The 19,094-nt window shown below is 59.8% G+C and carries 15 protein-coding genes; 13 read left to right on the plus strand and 2 right to left on the minus strand.

The genetic code is table 11. The features are described 5' to 3' along the window. The first annotated feature begins 71 nt into the window (after positions 1-71). The 4 genes from rpsD to dsbD all read left to right on the plus strand — a co-directional run bounded on the left by rpsD (position 72) and on the right by dsbD (position 4,422). Positions 72-695: a 30S ribosomal protein S4 gene (gene rpsD, locus ACQ4W6_RS00780; RefSeq protein ID WP_436565277.1), complete on the plus strand. Its 624-nt coding sequence runs from the start codon at positions 72-74 to the stop codon at positions 693-695. A 108-nt stretch (positions 696-803) separates the two neighbouring features. Continuing rightward, positions 804-1,781: a DNA-directed RNA polymerase subunit alpha gene (locus ACQ4W6_RS00785; RefSeq protein WP_010394480.1), complete on the plus strand. Its 978-nt coding sequence runs from the start codon at positions 804-806 to the stop codon at positions 1,779-1,781. A 140-nt stretch (positions 1,782-1,921) separates the two neighbouring features. Continuing rightward, the gene (gene rplQ, locus ACQ4W6_RS00790) at positions 1,922-2,314 is read left to right on the plus strand and encodes a 50S ribosomal protein L17 (RefSeq protein WP_436565278.1); all 393 of its coding nucleotides are present in this window, start codon (positions 1,922-1,924) and stop codon (positions 2,312-2,314) included. A gap of 158 nt (positions 2,315-2,472) precedes the next feature. Further along, positions 2,473-4,422, plus strand: coding sequence for a protein-disulfide reductase DsbD (dsbD, locus tag ACQ4W6_RS00795; protein ID WP_436565279.1), 1,950 nt, complete (start codon positions 2,473-2,475; stop codon positions 4,420-4,422). Positions 4,423-4,498: 76 nt separating this feature from the next. On the opposite strand, the gene ACQ4W6_RS00800 is transcribed toward dsbD, so the two are convergent. Then, a complete protein-coding gene (locus ACQ4W6_RS00800; RefSeq protein WP_436565280.1) occupies positions 4,499-5,032 on the minus strand; it encodes a Spy/CpxP family protein refolding chaperone in 534 nt (177 codons plus the stop codon). A gap of 188 nt (positions 5,033-5,220) precedes the next feature. Between ACQ4W6_RS00800 and ACQ4W6_RS00805 the strand changes: the two genes are divergently transcribed. The 5 genes from ACQ4W6_RS00805 (at position 5,221) to ACQ4W6_RS00825 (ending at position 12,824) form a co-directional block, all read left to right on the plus strand. Further along, positions 5,221-5,949, plus strand: a complete 729-nt coding sequence (locus ACQ4W6_RS00805) for a response regulator (protein ID WP_436565281.1) — start codon at positions 5,221-5,223, stop codon at positions 5,947-5,949. Then, the gene (locus ACQ4W6_RS00810) at positions 5,946-7,304 is read left to right on the plus strand and encodes an ATP-binding protein (RefSeq protein ID WP_436565282.1); all 1,359 of its coding nucleotides are present in this window, start codon (positions 5,946-5,948) and stop codon (positions 7,302-7,304) included. The genes ACQ4W6_RS00805 and ACQ4W6_RS00810 overlap by 4 nt, the downstream gene beginning before the upstream one ends. A gap of 87 nt (positions 7,305-7,391) precedes the next feature. Further along, complete coding sequence (locus ACQ4W6_RS00815; protein WP_436565283.1) at positions 7,392-8,558, plus strand: efflux RND transporter periplasmic adaptor subunit; 1,167 nt, start codon at positions 7,392-7,394, stop codon at positions 8,556-8,558. Further along, the gene (locus ACQ4W6_RS00820) at positions 8,555-11,665 is read left to right on the plus strand and encodes an efflux RND transporter permease subunit (protein ID WP_436565284.1); all 3,111 of its coding nucleotides are present in this window, start codon (positions 8,555-8,557) and stop codon (positions 11,663-11,665) included. Before ACQ4W6_RS00815 ends, ACQ4W6_RS00820 begins: the two co-directional genes overlap by 4 nt. 250 nt (positions 11,666-11,915) lie before the next feature. Next, on the plus strand, positions 11,916-12,824 hold the full coding sequence (locus tag ACQ4W6_RS00825; protein WP_436565285.1) for a hypothetical protein: 909 nt from the start codon (positions 11,916-11,918) through the stop codon (positions 12,822-12,824). Between the two features lie 79 nt (positions 12,825-12,903). Here ACQ4W6_RS00825 and yihA read toward each other — a convergent pair whose 3' ends face one another. Next, a complete protein-coding gene (yihA, locus tag ACQ4W6_RS00830) occupies positions 12,904-13,653 on the minus strand; it encodes a ribosome biogenesis GTP-binding protein YihA/YsxC (protein WP_436565286.1) in 750 nt (249 codons plus the stop codon). A gap of 186 nt (positions 13,654-13,839) precedes the next feature. On the opposite strand from yihA, the gene ACQ4W6_RS00835 reads away from it, so the two are divergent. The 4 genes from ACQ4W6_RS00835 (at position 13,840) to msrP (ending at position 19,093) form a co-directional block, all read left to right on the plus strand. Then, complete coding sequence (locus ACQ4W6_RS00835; protein ID WP_436565287.1) at positions 13,840-14,529, plus strand: c-type cytochrome; 690 nt, start codon at positions 13,840-13,842, stop codon at positions 14,527-14,529. Positions 14,530-14,710: 181 nt separating this feature from the next. Continuing rightward, on the plus strand, positions 14,711-16,819 hold the full coding sequence (locus ACQ4W6_RS00840; RefSeq protein ID WP_436565288.1) for a cytochrome c biogenesis protein ResB: 2,109 nt from the start codon (positions 14,711-14,713) through the stop codon (positions 16,817-16,819). A 59-nt stretch (positions 16,820-16,878) separates the two neighbouring features. Next, complete coding sequence (gene ccsB / locus ACQ4W6_RS00845; RefSeq protein ID WP_436565465.1) at positions 16,879-18,030, plus strand: c-type cytochrome biogenesis protein CcsB; 1,152 nt, start codon at positions 16,879-16,881, stop codon at positions 18,028-18,030. An 85-nt stretch (positions 18,031-18,115) separates the two neighbouring features. After that, complete coding sequence (msrP, locus tag ACQ4W6_RS00850) at positions 18,116-19,093, plus strand: protein-methionine-sulfoxide reductase catalytic subunit MsrP (protein ID WP_436565289.1); 978 nt, start codon at positions 18,116-18,118, stop codon at positions 19,091-19,093. The last annotated feature ends 1 nt before the right edge of the window (position 19,094 follow it).

The following is a 19,094-nucleotide window of genomic DNA, read 5'->3' on the forward strand; positions in this document are numbered from 1 at the left end:
GCGCCTAACCGCATCAGTGTGTTTGATCATGCATGTGGCTGGGGCGTTATCATTTAAAAAAAGGAAGTATCGTGGCACGTTATATCGGACCTAAAGCAAAACTTTCCCGCCGTGAAGGCACAGATCTGTTCCTGAAGAGCGCACGTCGCTCGCTCGACAGCAAATGCAAACTGGACGTCAAGCCAGGCCAGCACGGTGTTAAATCCGGCGCCCGCACCTCGGACTACGGTAACCAACTGCGCGAAAAGCAAAAAGTCAAGCGCATGTACGGCGTGCTGGAACGTCAATTCCGCCGCTACTTCGCTGAAGCAGACCGTCGTAAAGGCAACACCGGCGAAACGCTGTTGAAGTTGCTGGAAACGCGTCTGGACAACGTTTGCTACCGCATGGGCTTTGGCTCGACCCGCGCTGAAGCGCGTCAATTGGTCAGCCACAAAGCGTTCACCGTGAACGGTATCGTTGTGAACATCGCTTCGTACGCGGTTAAAGTTGGCGACATCGTTGCTGTTCGTGAAAAATCGAAAAAGCAAGTGCGTATCGTTGAAGCACTGTCGCTGGCTGAACAAGTTGGCATGCCTAGCTGGGTTTCGGTTGATGCCAAGAAAATGGAAGGTACTTTCAAGTCCCTGCCAGAGCGTAACGAAATCGCTATGGACGTCAACGAATCGTTGATCGTCGAGCTGTACTCGCGTTAATAGTAGTTCGCACCGCCATCGCCCACTCACAACATTGAGTGGGCGTTTTACCAATATGCCATCAGCCTTATCGGTGTAATGAGCCGAGGGTATTGAAAAGGACATTTCATGCAAAACAGTTTGTTGAAGCCACGTATTATCGATGTTGAAGCTCTCGGTCCAGGTCACGCCAAGGTCGTGATGGAGCCGTTCGAGCGCGGCTATGGCCACACATTGGGTAACGCGTTGCGCCGCGTTCTGCTGTCGTCGATGGTGGGCTACGCGCCGACCGAAGTGACGATCGCTGGCGTCGTCCACGAATATTCTTCCCTCGATGGCGTGCAAGAAGACGTCGTCGATCTGTTGCTGAACTTGAAGGGTGTGGTTTTCAAAGTCCACAACCGCGATTCGGTAACCCTGACCCTGAAAAAAGAAGGCGAAGGCGCGATCCTGGCCTCCGACATCGACCTGCCGCATGATGTCGAACTGATCAACCCTGACCACGTGATCGCCCACCTGACCGCTGGTGGCAAGCTGGACATGCAGATCAAGGTTGAAAAAGGCCGCGGCTACGTTCCTGGTAACGTGCGTCGTCTGTCGGAAGACACCAACAAGACCATCGGCCGCATCATCCTGGACGCTTCGTTCTCGCCAGTGCGCCGTGTATCGTACTTCGTTGAATCGGCCCGCGTCGAGCAACGTACCGACCTGGACAAGCTGATCATCAACATCGAAACCAACGGCGTGATCTCGCCGGAAGAAGCGATCCGCCAGTCGGCCCGCGTCCTGGTGGACCAGTTGAATGTGTTCGCTGCCCTGGAAGGCACGGAAGCTGCCGCTGAAGCGCCATCGCGCGCTCCGCTGGTCGATCCTATCCTGTTGCGTCCAGTCGATGACCTGGAGTTGACCGTGCGTTCGGCAAACTGCCTGAAAGCGGAAAACATCTACTACATCGGCGACCTGATCCAACGTTCGGAAAACGAACTGCTGAAAACGCCAAATCTGGGCCGCAAGTCCCTGAACGAAATCAAGGAAGTGCTGGCATCGCGCGGCTTGACCTTGGGCATGAAGCTGGAAAACTGGCCGCCTGCAGGCCTGGAAAAGTAATTCGTAGTTGTAGCAAACTGCCTGGGACAGGTGTCCCAGGTTTTTATTTTTGAAGTACCAAACCGGTCCGCGGCTGTTTGGGGTTTCCCACCCAGCCGATCGAAGAACTGGAAATTAAACACTCACCGAAAGGATTTATCATGCGTCACGGTCACGGCCTCCGTAAACTGAATCGTACCTCGTCCCACCGTCTGGCAATGCTGCGCAACATGACAGTATCGCTGCTGCGTCACGAAGCGATCAAAACCACCCTGCCAAAAGCAAAAGAACTGCGCCGCGTTGTCGAGCCAATTCTGACCCTGGGCAAAACTGACTGCCTGGCAAACAAGCGTCTGGCCTTCAACCGCCTGCGCGACCGTGAAATGGTCGTCAAGCTGTTCGCTGAACTGGGCCCACGTTACGCCAACCGTAACGGTGGTTATGTGCGTATCCTGAAAATGGGTTTCCGCGTCGGCGATAACGCTCCTATGGCGTTCGTTGAACTGATGGATCGTCCAGATACGACCGAAGCAGTTGAAATCGCTGGCGAGTAATCCCGGCAGTTGCATCTGAGAAAGCCAGGCCTAGCCTGGCTTTTTTGTTTTCTGCTGCAGCTATCCTGACTGCAGTGTACTATTCTCCTTTCGCGCCGGCCTGGCACAAGCGCTGCCCGTTCCGCGCGTCCTCTGTCGAATGGTCGAAAAGGTAGTTCATGTCCCGTTTCCCCTCCAGCGCCGCCGCGCGCTCCCCTGTACGTTCTTCCTTATTGCTTTGGTTTGCCGCCTGCCTTTTCCTGACGATGACGCTTTTCGGTGCCGGCCATGCCCGTGCCGACGATGAATTCCTCGATCCTGAGTTGGCCTTCAAATTTTCCGCCCGCATGCAGGACCCAGCCACCATCGCCGTCACCTATGTGATTGCCGATGGCTACTATATGTACCACGAGCGCTTCAAGTTCGAGGCCGTGGGCGCCAAGCTGGGCACGCCCGTGTATCCGGCTGGCAAGGTCAAGTTCGACGATACTTTCCAGAAGAACGTGGAAACATTTCGCAAGACCCTGACCATCAGCATTCCTGTCGAGGCGGCCGGCGCGTTCACCCTGAAGGCCACCGGCCAGGGCTGTTCAGACAAAGGTTTGTGCTATGCGCCGCAGGACGCCACGGCCCAGCTGGTGGGCGGTGGTGGCGGCCAGAGCACGGCGCCGGGCGGCTCGCCGTCGAAGTTTGCCCTGCCAGCCGCACCGGCAGTGGACACGGCGGGCGTCAACGGTCCACAGGCGCAGGCGTCGCCTGGCGTGTCCGTCATGAGCATCGCCAATCCCGATATCACCAGCACGCCTGACCCCGTGGCGGTAGTGGCACCCGTGACGGCGTCTGCGCCGGCGCAAAACGAGATGGGCAAGATCGAGGCGGCCCTGAAGGGCGGCAAGCTGCTGGTCATCGTTCCCCTCTTCATGCTGCTGGGCCTGGGTTTGGCCTTTACGCCGTGCGTGCTGCCGATGGTGCCGATCCTGTCGTCGATCATCGTCGGCGATGGCGCCAAGGTCAGCCGCGCACGCGGCTTGCTGCTGTCGCTGACGTATGCGCTGGGCATGGCCATCGTCTACACGGCGCTGGGCGTGGCGGCCGGCCTGGCAGGCGAAGGCCTGGCAGCCAAGCTGCAAAATCCCTGGGTGCTGGGCTTTTTTGCCTTGCTGATGGCGGGCCTGTCGCTGTCCATGTTTGGCGTATATGAATTGCAAGTGCCGGCCTTCCTGCAAGGCAAGCTGACGTCCGTGTCGAACCAGCAATCATCGGGCCGCCTGGCGGGCGTCTTCGTCATGGGCGCCATTTCCGCCCTGATCGTGGGACCCTGCGTGGCCGCGCCGCTGGCTGGCGCCTTGCTGTACATCAGCCAGACGCGCGACGTCGTCATCGGCGGCAGCGCACTGTTCGCCATGGCAGTGGGCATGAGCGTGCCCCTGATACTGGTGGGCGTCTCGGCGGGCACCTTGCTGCCGCGCGCCGGCGCCTGGATGGATGCTGTCAAGCGCTTCTTTGGTGTGCTGCTGCTGGGCGTGGCCTGGTGGCTGGTCTCGCCTGTGCTGCCGGGCGCCGTGCAGATGCTGGGCTGGACGGCCCTGTTCGTCGGCTATGGCATGTATTTGCTGGTGGGCAATAGCGGCACGCAGCACGCCTGGGTCGCCAAGGCCTTTGGCCTGATGTTTGCCGTGCTGGGCGCGCTGCAACTGGTCGGCGTGGCCAGCGGTGGCCGCGACCCGCTGGCGCCACTGGCACACCTGGGTGGTGGCCAGGTCCACGCGCAGCCATTTACGCGCGTCAAGACGGTCGAGCAGCTCGATGCGGCGCTGGCCCAGCTGAACGGCAAGCCGGCCCTGCTGGACTTTTATGCGGACTGGTGCGTGTCTTGCATCGAGATGGAAAAACTGACCTTCGTCGATCCTGCCGTGCGCGAAAAGATGGGGCAGGCCGTATTGCTGCAAGTCGACGTGACGGCCAATGACGCCGACGACAAGGCCATGCTGAAACGTTTTCAGCTGTTCGGGCCGCCCGGCATCATCATGTTCAACCCGCAGGGACAGGAGATTGCCCAGTCGCGCGTGATCGGCTTCCAGAATGCGCAAACTTTCCTCGCATCCTTGCGCAAGCTCGACGGACAGTAAGCGTTTACTGACGTTGCAAATAAGAAAAAGCCTGCAATTGCAGGCCTTTTCCGTTGCTACTCTCCGCTAAGCGAACTTAGCCGGCTTTGGGCTGGTGCTGCATGCCGTGGTGTCCACCGCGGTGGCCGCCATGTTTGCCGCTGGGCACGCTGTCATCAAATACTTTCTTTTGCGCCGGCGTCAGCACGGCATAGAAGGTTTTCAGCGAGGCCAGACGGCTTTCCTGGCTGGCGATGCGTTCCTTCGACATGGCGATCCATTGCTCCATGCGTTCCGGGGCCGACAGTTTGGCAAACGCTTCGCGCTTGGCTTTCCAGTCGTCCATCGGTTTTTTTTGCGCGTTTGCCGCCGTGAAAGTGGCCCAGGCCGGTTCCTGCGCGGCCGTCAGCTTCAGCTTGTCATGCAAACGGGCCTGGTGCTTGGCCATGCCTTCGGCGCGATTGCCACCGTGGTGCTGGCCGCGCTGGCCATCGTGTTGCATCTTGGCGCTGGCAGCTGGCGCGCTGGCGGCCGCTTCCTGGGCGTGGACGGTCAGCGATGCCGCTCCCATGCTGAGCACGCTCATGGCGATGATCATATTCATGCGCAAGGTTTTCATTGAGGCGTTCATCTTGATTCCTTTATAAGTGATGAGGGGTGTACATGTTGCTGCACATGGAATCTATGTTGGACGCCCCATGTTTCCCCGAAGTGTCCGCTGCCAGACAGTTTGTATCTATATGTTTCTTTGGGTCCTCTATATACAAGACGATACAAATGCGCTGTGCAAGGCATGGCGAAGTGGGGATAATTCGTACCATGGAACCCTCTTCTACAATCCTCATCGTCGACGATGACCGCGATATCCGCAGCTTGCTGGCGGATTACCTGGAAACGAACGCCTACCGCACCTTGGGCGCGGCAGATGGTACTGCCATGTGGAAAGTCCTCGATGAGACGCGGCCCGACCTGATCGTGCTCGATTTGAACTTGCCTGGCGACGACGGCCTGACCCTGTGCCGCAAGCTGCGCGCCCAATCGACGGTGCCGGTGATCATGTTGACGGCGCGCAATGAACCGCTGGATCGCATTCTGGGCCTGGAAATGGGCGCCGATGATTATCTGCCGAAACCGTTCGAGCCGCGCGAGTTGCTGGCGCGCATACGCAGTGTGCTGCGCCGCAGCCATGCCATGCCGTCGAATGTGCCGACTGACAAGGCGCAGCAAATCCGCTTCTCTGGCTGGACGCTGGATTTGACGGCGCGCCACCTGCTCAATCCCACCGGCCTGGTGATCATGCTGTCGGGTGCCGAGTTCCGCTTGCTGCGCGTGTTCCTCGAACATCCGAACCGCGTGCTCAACCGTGACCAGCTGCTGAACCTGACGCAGGGCCGCGATGCCGATCCGTTCGACCGCTCGATCGACATCCAGATCAGCCGCCTGCGGCAAAAGCTGGGAGAAGATGCCCGCTTGCCGCAAATCATCAAGACCGTGCGCAACGGCGGTTATGTGCTGGCTGGCCAAGTCAATGTGGAGCCGCACGCGTGAGGGCCTTCTTTGGCTCCATGACGGGGCGCGTCTTCATGGTGTTGCTGTTCGGCGTGGTAGCCTCGGCCGCCTTGACGCAGTGGCTGGCCGTGGGCGAACGCCAGCGTGCCCTTGAGCAATATCGCGATTACCATGCCGTCGAGCGGGCCGAGCAACTGGTGATGGCGGCCGACGTGGTGCCGCTGGCATCGCGTGCCGCCTACCTGAAGGTGGCCAACAAGGGCAGCGTGCGCCTGGAACTGCGTCCGCAGACGGAACCTGTGCATGGCGCGATGACGGATTTTTCCACCGCACTGCAAGCCAAGCTGGGTGTAGGCTTCAAGGTCACCGCGCTGGCCGAGCGTCCTGCCGCCTGCATCCAGCCACGCCAGTCGCCGGGGTTGTTCGGCCCCAAACCCTGGGGTGGCACCTGCGAAAACCTCGACGTGCGCATGCAGGACGGTCATGTGCTGCGCCTGATGGTCTTGCCGCCGCGCCAGCAGCCTGCGTTCAATGAACACAATGACTGGGTCACCTTGCTGCCGTTCCTGATCAGCATCGCCATCCTCGCCTACCTGGTGACGCGCATGACCATGCGTCCGCTGAAGCAGCTGGCGCAGGCGGCGAAAGACCTGGGCAACGACATCAACCATCCGCCCCTGGCCCTGTCGGGCGCCAGCGAGATCCGTCAGGCCAGTGCCGCCTTCAACGCCATGCAGGCGCGCATCCGCCAGCATATTTCCCAGCGAACACAGATGCTGGCGGCCATTACGCACGATTTGCAGACGCCGCTGACGCGTCTGCGCCTGCGCCTGGAAAAAGTGGCCGATACGGAATTGTATGAGCGCCTGGTGGGCGACTTGTCGGCTATGCAAAGCATGGTCAAGGAAGGACTGGACCTGGCCCGCTCGATGGACAGCTCGGAAGCGATGCAGGCGCTCGATCTCGACTCCCTGCTCGACAGCGTGTGCTCCGACGCCGCCGATGCCGGCCAGAAAGTGACGTTGACTGGCCATGCCGGCATGGCCTTGATGGCCCGCCCCATCGCCATGCGGCGCTGCCTGGTAAATTTGATCGACAATGCCGTCAAATATGGCCAGTACGCGCACGTGAGCGTCGAGCGTATCGCTGGCGCGGCGCGCATTCGTATCCGCGATGGCGGGCCCGGCATTGCGCCAGATCAACTGGCGAAAGTATTCGAGCCGTTCTACCGCATCGAGACTTCGCGTTCGCGCGAGTCGGGCGGCACCGGCCTCGGTCTGACCATCGCGCGCAATATCGCCGAACAGCATGGCGCCACGGTCTTGCTGGCCAATCACGTCGATGGTGGACTGGAAGTCACTCTCATCGCGCCAGAGTATTACGCAGGAAAGTGAACGTTTCCATGCGACAATATTGCGCTTTATGCCCTCCGGCAACTACATTCAACCTGCAGCCTTGCGCTGCAACAGCGTGACAGAACAATGAAAAAGACTAGCCTGGCAATTCTGGTGGGTGCGGCCCTGTGTATCGGTGGCGGCATCTGGTATTTTAATCATCAGTCCACGGATAGCGCCGGCGGCAAGGGGGGCAAGGGCGGGGCGCAAGCAGCGACCACGGTCAGCGTGATCCGTCCCGTGCGCCAGGACGTGCCGATGCTGCTGCAAGCCAATGGCAGCGTGATGCCGATCAGCAGCGTCGACCTGCATCCACAGACGACGAGCACGATTACCAAGGTGCATATCCGTGAAGGCCAGTTTGTCAGGCAGGGCGAGCTGATGTTCAGCCTGGATGCGCGCAGCGAGCATGCGAATGTCGACAAGGCGCAGGCACAAGTGTTGCGCGACCGCGCTTCGGTGGCCGATCTTGAGCGCCAGCTCAAGCGCAGCCTGGATTTGCTGAGCAAGAACTTCATCGCCCAGGGCGCCGTCGACACCCTGCAAAGCCAGCTCGACGCGGCACGCGCCTTGCTGTCGGCCGACCAGGCCGCCTTGCGTGCGGCCCAGGTCGATTCCAGCTACACCATCCTGCGCGCGCCGCAAAGTGGCCGCGTGGGGGCCATCAATGTCTACGCCGGCAGCCTGGTGCAGCCGGCCACGTCCCTGACCAGCATCACCCAGCTCGATCCGATCGACGTGGCGTTCACCTTGCCGGAAAGCAGCCTGTCGGGCTTGCTGGCGGCGCAAAAGGCGGGCGAGGTGTCCGTCACGGCGCTGCTGGCCGATGCGGGTGGCAAGCAGCTCGACGGCAAACTGAGTTTCATCGACAATGCCGTCGATCCCGCCACAGGCGTGATCAAGATCAAGGCGCGCTTCAATAATGCCGGCACCGACCTGTGGCCGGGACAATACGTGAATACACAGCTGACCGTGCGCACCCTCAAGGATGCGCTGGTGATACCGCAAAACGCCATCATCACCAATACCACCGGTATTTTCGTGTACTCGATGGAAGCGGACAACACGGCCAAGGTGCGCAAGATTGCCCGCGTGTATGCGTTTGGAGCGAACGCTGTCGTCACGGGCTTGCAGGGCGATGAGCAAGTCATCGTCGATGGCAAGCAGAACCTGCGTCCGGGCGGCAAGGTGCGCCTGGCGGAAAAACACAAGGCCGCCGATGGCGTTGCCGCACCGCAGGGTAAGCCAGCATGAATCTGTCCGAACTGAGCATCCGGCGCCCCGTCATGGTGGTGCTGCTGTCCTTGAGCATCATCCTGGCCGGCGTGCTGGCATATGGCCATATTCCCGTGGCCGCCTTGCCGAGCTACAACACGCCTGTCATCAACGTCAGCGCCGACCTGGCCGGCGCCAGTCCCGAAACGATGGCGTCATCCGTGGCCCTGCCGTTGGAAAAGCAGTTTTCCACCATCGCCGGCCTGAGCCTGATCACCTCCACGAGTACGCTGGGCAATACTTCGCTGACCCTGGAATTTGACGCCAGCATCAATGTCAACGAGGCTGCCGTCGACGTGCAGGCAGCCTTGCTGCGCGCACAGCGCCAGTTGCCGACGGAAATGACGGACTTGCCGTCCTACCGCAAGGTCAATCCTGCCGACGCGCCGGTCCTGTTCATCCAGATGACGTCGCCATCGCTGAACTTGTCCGATCTCAATGATTACGCGGAAAACCTGATCGCGCCGAGCCTGTCGACCCTGCCTGGCGTGGCCCAGGTCAGCGTGAACGGCCAGAAACGCTTCGCCGTGCGCGTGCGTGCCCGCGCCGACCTGATGAACGCGCGCAACCTGACCATGGACGAGCTGGCCACGGCCCTGCGCGCCTCGAACACCAATTCGCCGCTGGGCATTCTCGATGGTCCCAGCCAGACGCTGACCATCCAGGGCAACCCGCAGATGATGAAGGCGGCCGATTTTGCCGAACTGATCGTTGCCACGCGCAACGGCCAGCCCGTGCGCCTGAAAGAAGTGGCCGAGGTGGAAGACAGTTTCCAATCGACCAAGACGGCCGGCAGTTTCAATGGCGAGCGCTCGATCACTCTGCTGGTGCAGCGCCAACCGGACGCCAATACCGTGCAAGTGGTCGATGCCGTGCGCAAACTGTTGCCGGGTTTCAAGGAACAATTGCCGGCCTCCATCCAGATCAGCCTGGTCAATGACCGTTCCGTCTCGATCCGCGAAGCCATTCACGACGTCAACCTGACACTGGCCCTGACGGTTATCCTGGTGGTGCTGGTGATCTTCCTGTTCCTGCACCGTGCGGCCGCCACTTTCATTCCTGCCGTCACCATGCCCATTTCCCTGCTTGGTGCGCTGGCCCTGCTGTACTGGCTCGGCTACAGCCTCGACAACATCTCCTTGCTGGGCATTACGCTGGCCGTGGGCCTGGTGGTCGACGATGCTATCGTCGTGCTGGAAAACATCGTGCGCCATATCGAGATGGGCAAGAAACCTATCCAGGCGGCCCTGGTGGGCGCCAAGGAAATGGGTTTTACCATCATCTCGATTTCCGTTTCGCTGGTGGCCGTGTTCATCCCCATCTTCTTCATGCCGGGCGTGATCGGCTTGCTGTTCCACGAATTTGCCGTCGTCGTCTCGCTGTCGATTCTGGTGTCGGCCATCGTCTCGCTAACCCTGGTGCCGATGCTGGCCAGCCGCTTCCTGCCAGCCGATTCGCGCGAGCACGACGACAGCGACCCCACGCATGGCGAAAAAACCTTTATCGGCCGCCATTTCGAAGCGGGTTTTACGACATTGCGCAATGGCTATGTGCATCTGCTCGACAAGGCCCTGGCGCACCGCAATGTGGTGCTCTTCGTTGCCGTGTGTACCTTTGCGCTGACGGTGGTGCTGTACGCCACGATACCGAAAGGTTTCTTCCCCGAGGAAGACCTGGGCCAGATCCAGGTGAATACGGAAGCGTCGGAAGACATCTCGTCAGAAGCGCTGCAAAAGCTGCAAACCCGTGTGGCGGCCGTGCTCAAGGCCGACCCCAGCGTGCAGGACGTGACCTCGTTTGTCGGCGGCGGCAATACGGGCCGCATGTTCATGGTCTTGAAACCGCGCAGCGAGCGCCCGAAAATGCCGGTGGTGCTGGAAAACCTGCGCCGGGCCACCAGTGCCGTGCCCGGCATGGCCGTGTATTTCCGTCCCGTGCAAAACTTGCAGCTGGGCGGACGCCAGAGCAAGAGCCGGTACCAGTACACCTTGCAAAGCGTCAGTCCCGATGCCTTGAATGACTGGGCGGAAAAGTTTATTGCAGGCATGCGTACCGATCCCGCCTTCCGCGACGTCACCAGCGATTCGCAGATCAAGGGCTTGCAGGCGTCTTTGAGAATCGACCGCGACAAGGCCAATCTGCTGGGCGTGCAGATGTCCGATATCCGCACGGCCCTGTACAGCTCCTTTGGCGAGCGGCAAGTGTCGACCATTTATTCCTCGGCGGCCAGCTATTACGTGATCCTGGAAGCGGCCACGCCAGACCGCCAGTACGATGATGCGCTGACGCGCGTATCCGTGCGCAGCAAGTCGGGCGAGCTGATCAAATTATCAAGTATTGCTCACGTGGAACGTACGATTGGCCCTACCTCCGTGAATCACCAGGGACAGTTGCAAGCCGTGACGATCGCTTTCAACCTGGCGCCGGACGTGCCGCTGGGCATCGCTACGGGCAAGATCGATGTGATGGCCAAGGACATGAGCTTGCCGGCCTCCATCATCACCCGCTACGGCGGCGACGCAGCCGTGTTCCAGAGCTCGCAATCGAGCCAGATCATCCTCATCATCGCTGCGCTGGCCGTGATCTATGTGCTGTTGGGCGTCTTGTATGAAAGCTACATCCACCCGCTGACCATTTTGGCCGGTTTGCCGTCAGCAGCGGTAGGGGCGCTGTTGACCCTGCGCCTGTTCGGCATGGACCTGACCATGATCGCCATCATCGGTATCCTGATGCTGATCGGCATCGTCAAGAAAAACGCCATCATGATGATCGACTTCGCCCTGCATGCGCAGCGCAATGAAGGCCTGGCGCCAGCCGAGGCCATCCGCCAGGCGTGCATCCTGCGTTTCCGCCCCATCATGATGACCTCGGCGGCGGCCTTGATGGGCGCCTTGCCGATCGCCCTGGGGCTGGGCGCGGGCGCCGAACTGCGCCAGCCGCTGGGCCTGGCCGTGGTGGGCGGATTGATATTCTCGCAGGTGATTACCCTGTTTATCACGCCCGTCATCTATTTGTTCCTGGACAAATACAGCGGCACGGGGCCGTTGACGGACGAGCAATTGCTGGCCCTCGACAACAAGGCCTGACGCTTGCACTGCCCCGACCGGCGCCCCGTTCCACTGTGAATGCGGCGCCGGTTTTGTATGGGCCGTGATACATACGGTAACAACCGTCAAGAGAAGGCTCGGGTACTCTGGGTACTGCTGCAAGGAATGTCGCTATCCTGTACGCTTCGGGTTGGAAAGGCCGGGGAAGTGTTCCCAAAAGCAAGGGACTCTGGCACTATGGCTGCCCTGTAAGATTACTTTTGTCGCTACACAGAAAGCACGATTCATTTTGCATGACACGACCCATCCGATCGCTGCCGATACCGGTTATTGCCCTACCTGCGGGCAAGTGATCCAGCCACCACCGGCCTACGGGTCCAAGACCAGCACCATGCGCAAGGTTGCGCTGGGCGTGTCCGTCTTGCTGCACGTCTTGCTGGCTGCCTATGTTCTGTTGCGTAGCGACAAGATCGAAAAGATTCCGCCGCCGAAGAAGGAAAGCGCGATGGTCTACATCGCGCCGCTGAAGGACAAGCCGCAACCGAAACCGCAGCCGAAACCCACGCCGAAGCCGAAGGATACGAAAGTTGCCAAGGTGAAACCGCCGCCGGCGCCGAGCAAGCGCGTGGTAACGAAAGACGTGCCGCGCGACAAGCCGAAACTGGAAACGTTTACGCCGCCGCTGGTATCGAAAGTGCCATTGCCGCCGCCGCCGGCCGAAGACATGAGTTCGATGATCGACCAGCGCCGCAAGCAGCGCGAAGCGCAGAACCCCACGCCAGCGGCCGAGGAAAGCGAAAACGACCGCGCCATGCGCGTGGCCAAGGCAAATATCGCCGGCGCGCAAGGCCGTAATTCCGGCAGCGACCGCGAAGATTCGGGTGGCGTGTTTTCCATCGTCAACCAGACCTCGTTCAGCGCCGAAGTCAAGTTCAAGGGCTGGAATGGCAACTTCAAGCGTAACTGGCTGAAGCAGGAAAGAGTGGATCTGGGTAGTGAACCCGACATTGAAACGGCCATCGTCAAGAAGATGATCCAGCTGATCCGTGCCGAAAAACCCGGCGATTTCGTATGGGAATCGCGGCGCCTGGGACGCAATGTCAACCTCAGCGCCCGCGTCGAAGACACGGCCGAGCTGATGGCCTTCTTGCGCCAGGAATTCTTTTCCGAGAAACGCCCAGGGCCGGGACGGCGCTAGGCGCCAGGACGGGTCAAAGCAATAAAAAAGGCTGCACCGTGTGAACGGGCAGCCTTTTTTCAAGCGGCGTTGATATGTATCAAGCCGGTTTGTCCGCTTCGCTTCCCGGTGCCGGTTCGACGTCGTCTTCCATTTCGATCAGGTCGACCATCTGCGCCGCGCCATCTTCGCTGATGCCAGCCAGTTCCATGATCTTGTCATTGGCTTCGTCGATGCCGACGCGCTTCAGCGCCGAGAACAACTGCACGGTGAACGGGAAACCGATGCCGTCTTCATCCACGTAGCTGTCGAGCTTGGCTTTCGCCTGGCGCAGTGCGTTGACCGATTCATTGCGGTTGAGCTTATCGACTTTCGTCAGGATGCAGTGGATTGGTTTACCCGTCGGGGCGAACCATTCCAGCATTTGAATGTCCAGGTCGGTGAACGGGCGGCGCGAATCCATGATCAGGACCAAACCAGCCAACTGTTCGCGGCGCTGCACGTAGTCGCCCAGCAGGCGCTGCCAGTGCAATTTCGCCGAGCCCGACACTTCCGCGTAGCCGTAGCCCGGCAAGTCGACCAGCAGGCATTCGATCTCTTCGACGATGGTGGCATCCTTGCGGTGCTGCGCCACGTGGGCGCCGCCGATGGAGAAGTAGTTGATGTGCTGGGTACGGCCAGGTGTCTTGGAGGCGAACGCCAAGCCTTTCTGATTACACAAGATGTTGATGGCGGTCGATTTACCGGCATTGGAGCGGCCGGCAAAAGCGATTTCCGGCACCGTGGTATCGGGCAGGTCACGCAGTTGGTTGACGGTCGTAAAGAAGCGGGCTTGCCAGAGTTTTGACATGAGGATAGTAAAGCAACAAAAGGGAGCGATAAGGGAGCGATAACGCCAAGAAGCTATTGTACAATAAGGGGTTGTTTATTGTTGCTGGCGTAGCAGCGATGCGGCTTGCGGCCCTGAAAATAAAGCAAAAATGCCCAGGGCGCGGCAATGTCCACCACTAATTTCTCACTGTCTCAGGGTGCCTGAATGAATCGTGCGTTTTCACCGTTTGTCCACTCCATGCTGCTCGCTTTGCTGGCCGTATCGGCAACAGCTTCCGCAGTCGAAGCACCGAAAGCAGCCGCCGCACCAGCGGTCGCGGTCAAGGCCGATGCCGCCAAGGGCGCCACCCTGTACGCCGATGGCGATGCAGCGCGCGGCTTGCCAGCCTGCGTCTCTTGCCATGGCGCCGCCGGTAACTCGACCATTGCGGTCAACCCGAGCCTGGCTGGCCAGCATGCCAGCTATATCTACAAGCAACTGGTCGATTTCACCACCCCGCAGCGCAGCCAGCCCGTCATGACGACGTATGCGAAGATGCTCAGCGATGCCGACAAGAAGGATATCGCCGCCTACCTGGGCGCGCAGGTCGCCAAGCCGGGTGCCGCGAAGAACAAGGACACGATCGACCTGGGCAAGAAAATCTACCGCGGTGGTATTGCCGCCAAGCACGTTGCCGCCTGCGCCAGCTGTCATGGCGCGACGGGCAATGGCATTCCCGTCCAGTATCCGCGCATTGCCGGCCAGCACCAGGACTACACGGTGGCCCAGCTGAACCAGTTCCGCAGCACCAAGCCTGACGCCCGCAAAAATAGTGCTGAAATGCACACCATCGCCGCCCGCCTGTCGGATGACGAAATTGCCGCCGTTGCCGATTACATCGCCGGCCTGAAATAAATTTTCATGAAGGCAGTAAATTGCCACGCACAGCAACGTGGATGAAGAGGGCGGCCGTCTCGACGGGCTGCCCTTTTTTATGGCATGGGCCAAACAGGAGTATGCTGCCGCCTTGCGCGGACGAATTTTATTCGCTCTTTACCAAATTTCAAGATTGTAAATCCAGTATGGGTATCAACGTATGAGCACAGGCACGACCGGAATCGAGTTAAAGACCCAGCGCCGCAGCCTGGCTGAATTCGTCGAGCTGGTCTCGTCGATGCGTTTTGCCATTAGCCTGCTGACGCTGATTGCCATCGCTTCCATCATCGGCACGGTGCTCAAGCAAAACGAGCCCATGCCCAACTATGTGAATCAGTTCGGTCCATTCTGGTTCTCCGTGTTCGACAAGCTGAGCCTGTATTCCTTGTATTCAGCCTGGTGGTTCCTGGTGATCATGGGTTTCCTGGTCGCCTCGACGTCGCTATGCATCGTGCGCAATGCGCCGAAGATGCTCAAGGACATGCGCAGCTGGCGCGACAATGTGCGCGAGCAATCCTTGCGCAACTTCCACCACAAGGCGGAATGGCAGGCGCCGCTGCCGCGCGCCGTGCTGGCCCAGCAGATGGTGATGCGCCTGAAAGACGCTGGCTACCAGGCCAAGGTGGTCGAGAAAGACAACGCCACCCTGGTGGCCGCCAAGCGGGGCGCCGTGAATAAATGGGGTTATATCTTTGCCCACAGCGCCATCGTCATCATTTGCGTGGGCGGCTTGCTCGACTCGGAAATGCCGATACGCGTACAACAATGGTTCTTTGGCAAGACGCCGTTTTCCGGCAGCGGCGTGATCGCCGAGATTCCTGCCCAGCACCGCCTGAGCCTGTCGAATCCCACCTTCCGTGGCAATACCATGATCCCGGAAGGCTCGTCGAGCAACACGGCCATCATCCCGCAAGCCGATGGCGTGCTGATCCAGGATCTGCCGATCACCATCATGCTGAAGAAATTTCACATCGATTTCTATAGCACGGGCATGCCCAAGCTGTTTGCCAGCGACGTGGTCGTCACCGATCATGAAACGGGGAAAAGTTTCCCTGCAACAATCAAGGTCAACCAGCCACTGCTGTACAAGGGCCTGGCCCTGTACCAGTCCAGCTTTGAGGATGGCGGCAGCAAGCTCAAGTTGACTGGTTTCCCCATGACGGGCAAGACGACGAAACGCTTCGATATCGGCGGTGAAGTGGGCGGCAGCACGCCGCTGGACCGCAGCGATGGCAATTCCTATACGGTGGAATGGTCGGGTTTCCGCCCGTTTAACGTGGAAAACCTCAGCGCAGGCAAGGATGTGCGCGCCGTCAGCAAGGCGGAAAGTTTCAATGAGAAATTCTCCGTGGGCCTGGACAAACGCCTGGGTTCGGCGGCGAAGAATGCCAATAACAAGGATCTCAAGAACGTCGGCCCTTCGGTGCAATACAAATTGCGCGACAAGACGGGCCAGGCACGCGAGTACCAGAATTACATGCAGCCCGTGACCGTCGACGGCAGCACCGTGTTCCTGGCCGGCATGCGCATCAACCCCAGCGATCCCTTCAGCTATCTGCGCATTCCCGCCGATGACAATTACGGCGTGACCGAATGGATGCGCTTGCGTGCCGCGCTGCAAGACCCGGAACTGCGCCAGCAGGCCGCCGCGCGCTATGCGGCGCGGGCCATGCCGCAGGCCGATGCCGCAGCCTTGCGCAGCCAGTTGCAGGAATCGGCCGCGAAGAGCCTGGGCATCTTTGCCGGCAATGGGCAAGAGGGCGGTTTCCTGGCCATTTCGCGTTTCCTGGAGAAAATTCCTGCCGCCGAGCAAGAAAAAGCGGCCGATATCTTCATGAAAATCCTCAATGGCAGCCTGTGGGACTTGTGGCAGGCCGCGCGCGCGAAAGATGGCTTGAAGCCCATCGAGGCCGATGACAAGCATGGCCGCTTCCTGCAGTTGGCCACGAATGCGCTGTCCGACAGCTTCTTCTATGGCGCGCCCGTGTATCTGCAACTCGACGACTTTTCGGAAATCAAGGCCTCCGTGCTGCAGGTGACGCGTTCGCCGGGCAAGAGCGTGGTGTACCTGGGCTGTTTGTTCCTCGTGATCGGCGTGTTTTCCATGTTCTATATCCGTGAGCGCCGCCTGTGGGTGTGGATCAAGGATGGCGCAGACGATGCCAAGGGCAGCAGCAACGCCCTGATGGCCATGAGCACGCAGCGCAAGACGCTCGATTTTGAAAAAGAATTTGAGACTTTGAAGGCAAAGTTGCCGCAATCGGCGTAAGCTGCGCTGAGTTTGGCTAAGTTTGGCGCGCAAAGCCGTGGCCGGGAATGGAGAAAATGATGGAATTGGCAAACAAACAAATATATACGCAGGAACCGGGGTTTTTCAAGAGCTTGAGCCTGGTCGACTGGCTGTACGGCGCCGGCTTGCTGGCCGCCTCCCTGTTCGGCCTGGTGCGCTTTGGCGCATTCATGGATATCTATGAAAAGGCCATCCTGCTGGCGTCGGCGCCCACGTTTGCGTGGCTGGGCTGGTACTGGAAGCCCGTGCGCTGGCTGATCCCCGTGGCGGCCGTGCTGTCGCTGTTTGCCATCGCGCTGTATGGCGGCCACCTGGACATGGCAAATCAGAAATTTTTCCTGAAGTACATCTTGTCGAGCCAGTCCGCCATCCTGTGGATGGGCACGCTGTTCGTGCTGTCGACCTTGTTCTACTGGATCGGCCTGGTCGCCCGCTCGGAATTCGGCTCATCCGTCGGCTCCCTGCTGTGCTGGGCCGGCGTGGTGCTGGGTCTGACGGGCATGCTGGTGCGCTGGTACGAGTCTTACCTGATCGGCGCCGATGTGGGCCATATCCCTGTGTCGAACCTGTATGAAGTATTCATCCTGTTCTCCCTGATCACGGCCATGTTTTACCTGTATTACGAGCAGCATTACGCCACGCGCCAGCTGGGTGCCTTCGTCATGCTGGTCATTACGGCGGCCGTGGTCTTCCTGATGTGGTACACGGTCACGCGCGACGCGGCCGACATCCAGCCGCTGGTGCCAGCCCTGCAAAGCTGGTGGATGAAGATCCACGTGCCGGCCAACTTCATCGGCTACGGCACGTTTGCGCTGTCGGCCATGGTTGCTGCGGCCTATCTGCTGAAATCGAGCGGTTACCTGGTCGATCGCCTGCCGCCGCTGGAAGTGCTCGACGATGTGATGTACAAGGCCATTTCCGTCGGTTTCGCTTTCTTCACGGTAGCGACCATCCTGGGCGCCCTGTGGGCGGCCGAAGCATGGGGCGGCTACTGGTCGTGGGATCCGAAAGAAACGTGGGCGCTGATCGTCTGGCTCAACTACGCGGCCTGGCTGCACATGCGCCTGATGACGGGCTTGCGCGGCCGTGTCGCCTCGTGGTGGGCGCTGGTGGGCTTGCTGGTGACGACGTTTGCCTTTCTGGGCGTGAATATGTTCCTCTCGGGCCTGCATTCCTACGGTAAGTTGTAACGGATTATTTGCATGACAGAAGCGTCATGAACGGCCTGGGAAAACTCGTGTAAGGTACAAATAATCACCTTTTCCTGGAGCCGCCATGTTGATCAAGCGCAGTCCCAACGGCATTGAGTTGCCGTATTCTTCCGAAATCACACCGCGTGCCGTGTTTGAATCGCGCCGCAGTTTCATCAAGCAAGTCGCGCTGGGCTCGATTTCCAGCGCGGCGCTGCTGGAAATGGCCAACCGCGAGGCGTTCGCACAAGGCACCAATCCCAAGCTGGCCGCCAAGCTCAATCCCGCCTACTCGGCGCTGGAAAAGCAGACGGCCTACAAAGACGCCACCACCTACAATAATTTCTACGAGTTCGGCACGGACAAGAGCGATCCCGCGCAAAACGCGAATACCCTGCGCACGCGCCCCTGGACGGTCAGCATCGAAGGCGAGGTCAAGAAACCGATGACGCTGGACCTCGATGCGCTGCTGAAACTGGCGCCACTGGAAGAGCGCGTCTACCGCCTGCGCTGCGTGGAAGGCTGGTCGATGGTCATTCCGTGGATTGGTTATTCCTTCTCGGAAATTATCAAGAAGGTCGAGCCGACGGGCAATGCCAAGTATGTGGAATTCGTCACCCTGGCCGACAAGAAGCAGATGCCGGGCCTGGGCAGCCGCGTGCTGCAGTGGCCATATGTGGAAGGCTTGCGCATCGACGAGGCGAATCACCCGCTGACCTTGTTGACCCTGGGCATGTATGGCGAAACCTTGCCGAACCAGAATGGCGCGCCCGTGCGCATGGTATTGCCGTGGAAATATGGTTTCAAGTCGGCCAAGTCCATCGTCAAGATTCGTTTCGTCAAGGAACAGCCGCGCACGGCCTGGAACCTGGCGGCGCCGTCCGAATACGGTTTTTATTCCAACGTGAACCCGAACGTGGACCATCCGCGCTGGTCGCAGGCCAGCGAGCGGCGCATCGGCGAAGATGGTTTCCTCACGCGCAAGCGCAAGACGCTGATGTACAACGGCTATAACGATGTCGCCTCGCTGTATGCGGGCATGGATCTGAAGAAATTCTTTTAAG

Origin of the sequence: Janthinobacterium woesei, from assembly GCF_051380875.1 — a bacterium.
GTDB lineage: Bacteria > Pseudomonadota > Gammaproteobacteria > Burkholderiales > Burkholderiaceae_D > Janthinobacterium.

What these genes read in the sequence shown, in the direction of transcription:
- ACQ4W6_RS00785 (WP_010394480.1), top strand. Translation starts at nt 804, where the DNA reads ATGCAAAACAGTTTGTTGAAGCCACGTATTATCGATGTTGAAGCTCTC.
- rplQ (WP_436565278.1), top strand. Translation starts at nt 1,922, where the DNA reads ATGCGTCACGGTCACGGCCTCCGTAAACTGAATCGTACCTCGTCCCAC.
- dsbD (WP_436565279.1), top strand. Translation starts at nt 2,473, where the DNA reads ATGTCCCGTTTCCCCTCCAGCGCCGCCGCGCGCTCCCCTGTACGTTCT.
- ACQ4W6_RS00800 (WP_436565280.1), bottom strand. Translation starts at nt 5,032, where the DNA reads ATGAACGCCTCAATGAAAACCTTGCGCATGAATATGATCATCGCCATG.
- ACQ4W6_RS00805 (WP_436565281.1), top strand. Translation starts at nt 5,221, where the DNA reads ATGGAACCCTCTTCTACAATCCTCATCGTCGACGATGACCGCGATATC.
- ACQ4W6_RS00815 (WP_436565283.1), top strand. Translation starts at nt 7,392, where the DNA reads ATGAAAAAGACTAGCCTGGCAATTCTGGTGGGTGCGGCCCTGTGTATC.
- ACQ4W6_RS00820 (WP_436565284.1), top strand. Translation starts at nt 8,555, where the DNA reads ATGAATCTGTCCGAACTGAGCATCCGGCGCCCCGTCATGGTGGTGCTG.
- yihA (WP_436565286.1), bottom strand. Translation starts at nt 13,653, where the DNA reads ATGTCAAAACTCTGGCAAGCCCGCTTCTTTACGACCGTCAACCAACTG.
- ACQ4W6_RS00835 (WP_436565287.1), top strand. Translation starts at nt 13,840, where the DNA reads ATGAATCGTGCGTTTTCACCGTTTGTCCACTCCATGCTGCTCGCTTTG.
- ACQ4W6_RS00840 (WP_436565288.1), top strand. Translation starts at nt 14,711, where the DNA reads ATGAGCACAGGCACGACCGGAATCGAGTTAAAGACCCAGCGCCGCAGC.
- ccsB (WP_436565465.1), top strand. Translation starts at nt 16,879, where the DNA reads ATGGAATTGGCAAACAAACAAATATATACGCAGGAACCGGGGTTTTTC.
- msrP (WP_436565289.1), top strand. Translation starts at nt 18,116, where the DNA reads ATGTTGATCAAGCGCAGTCCCAACGGCATTGAGTTGCCGTATTCTTCC.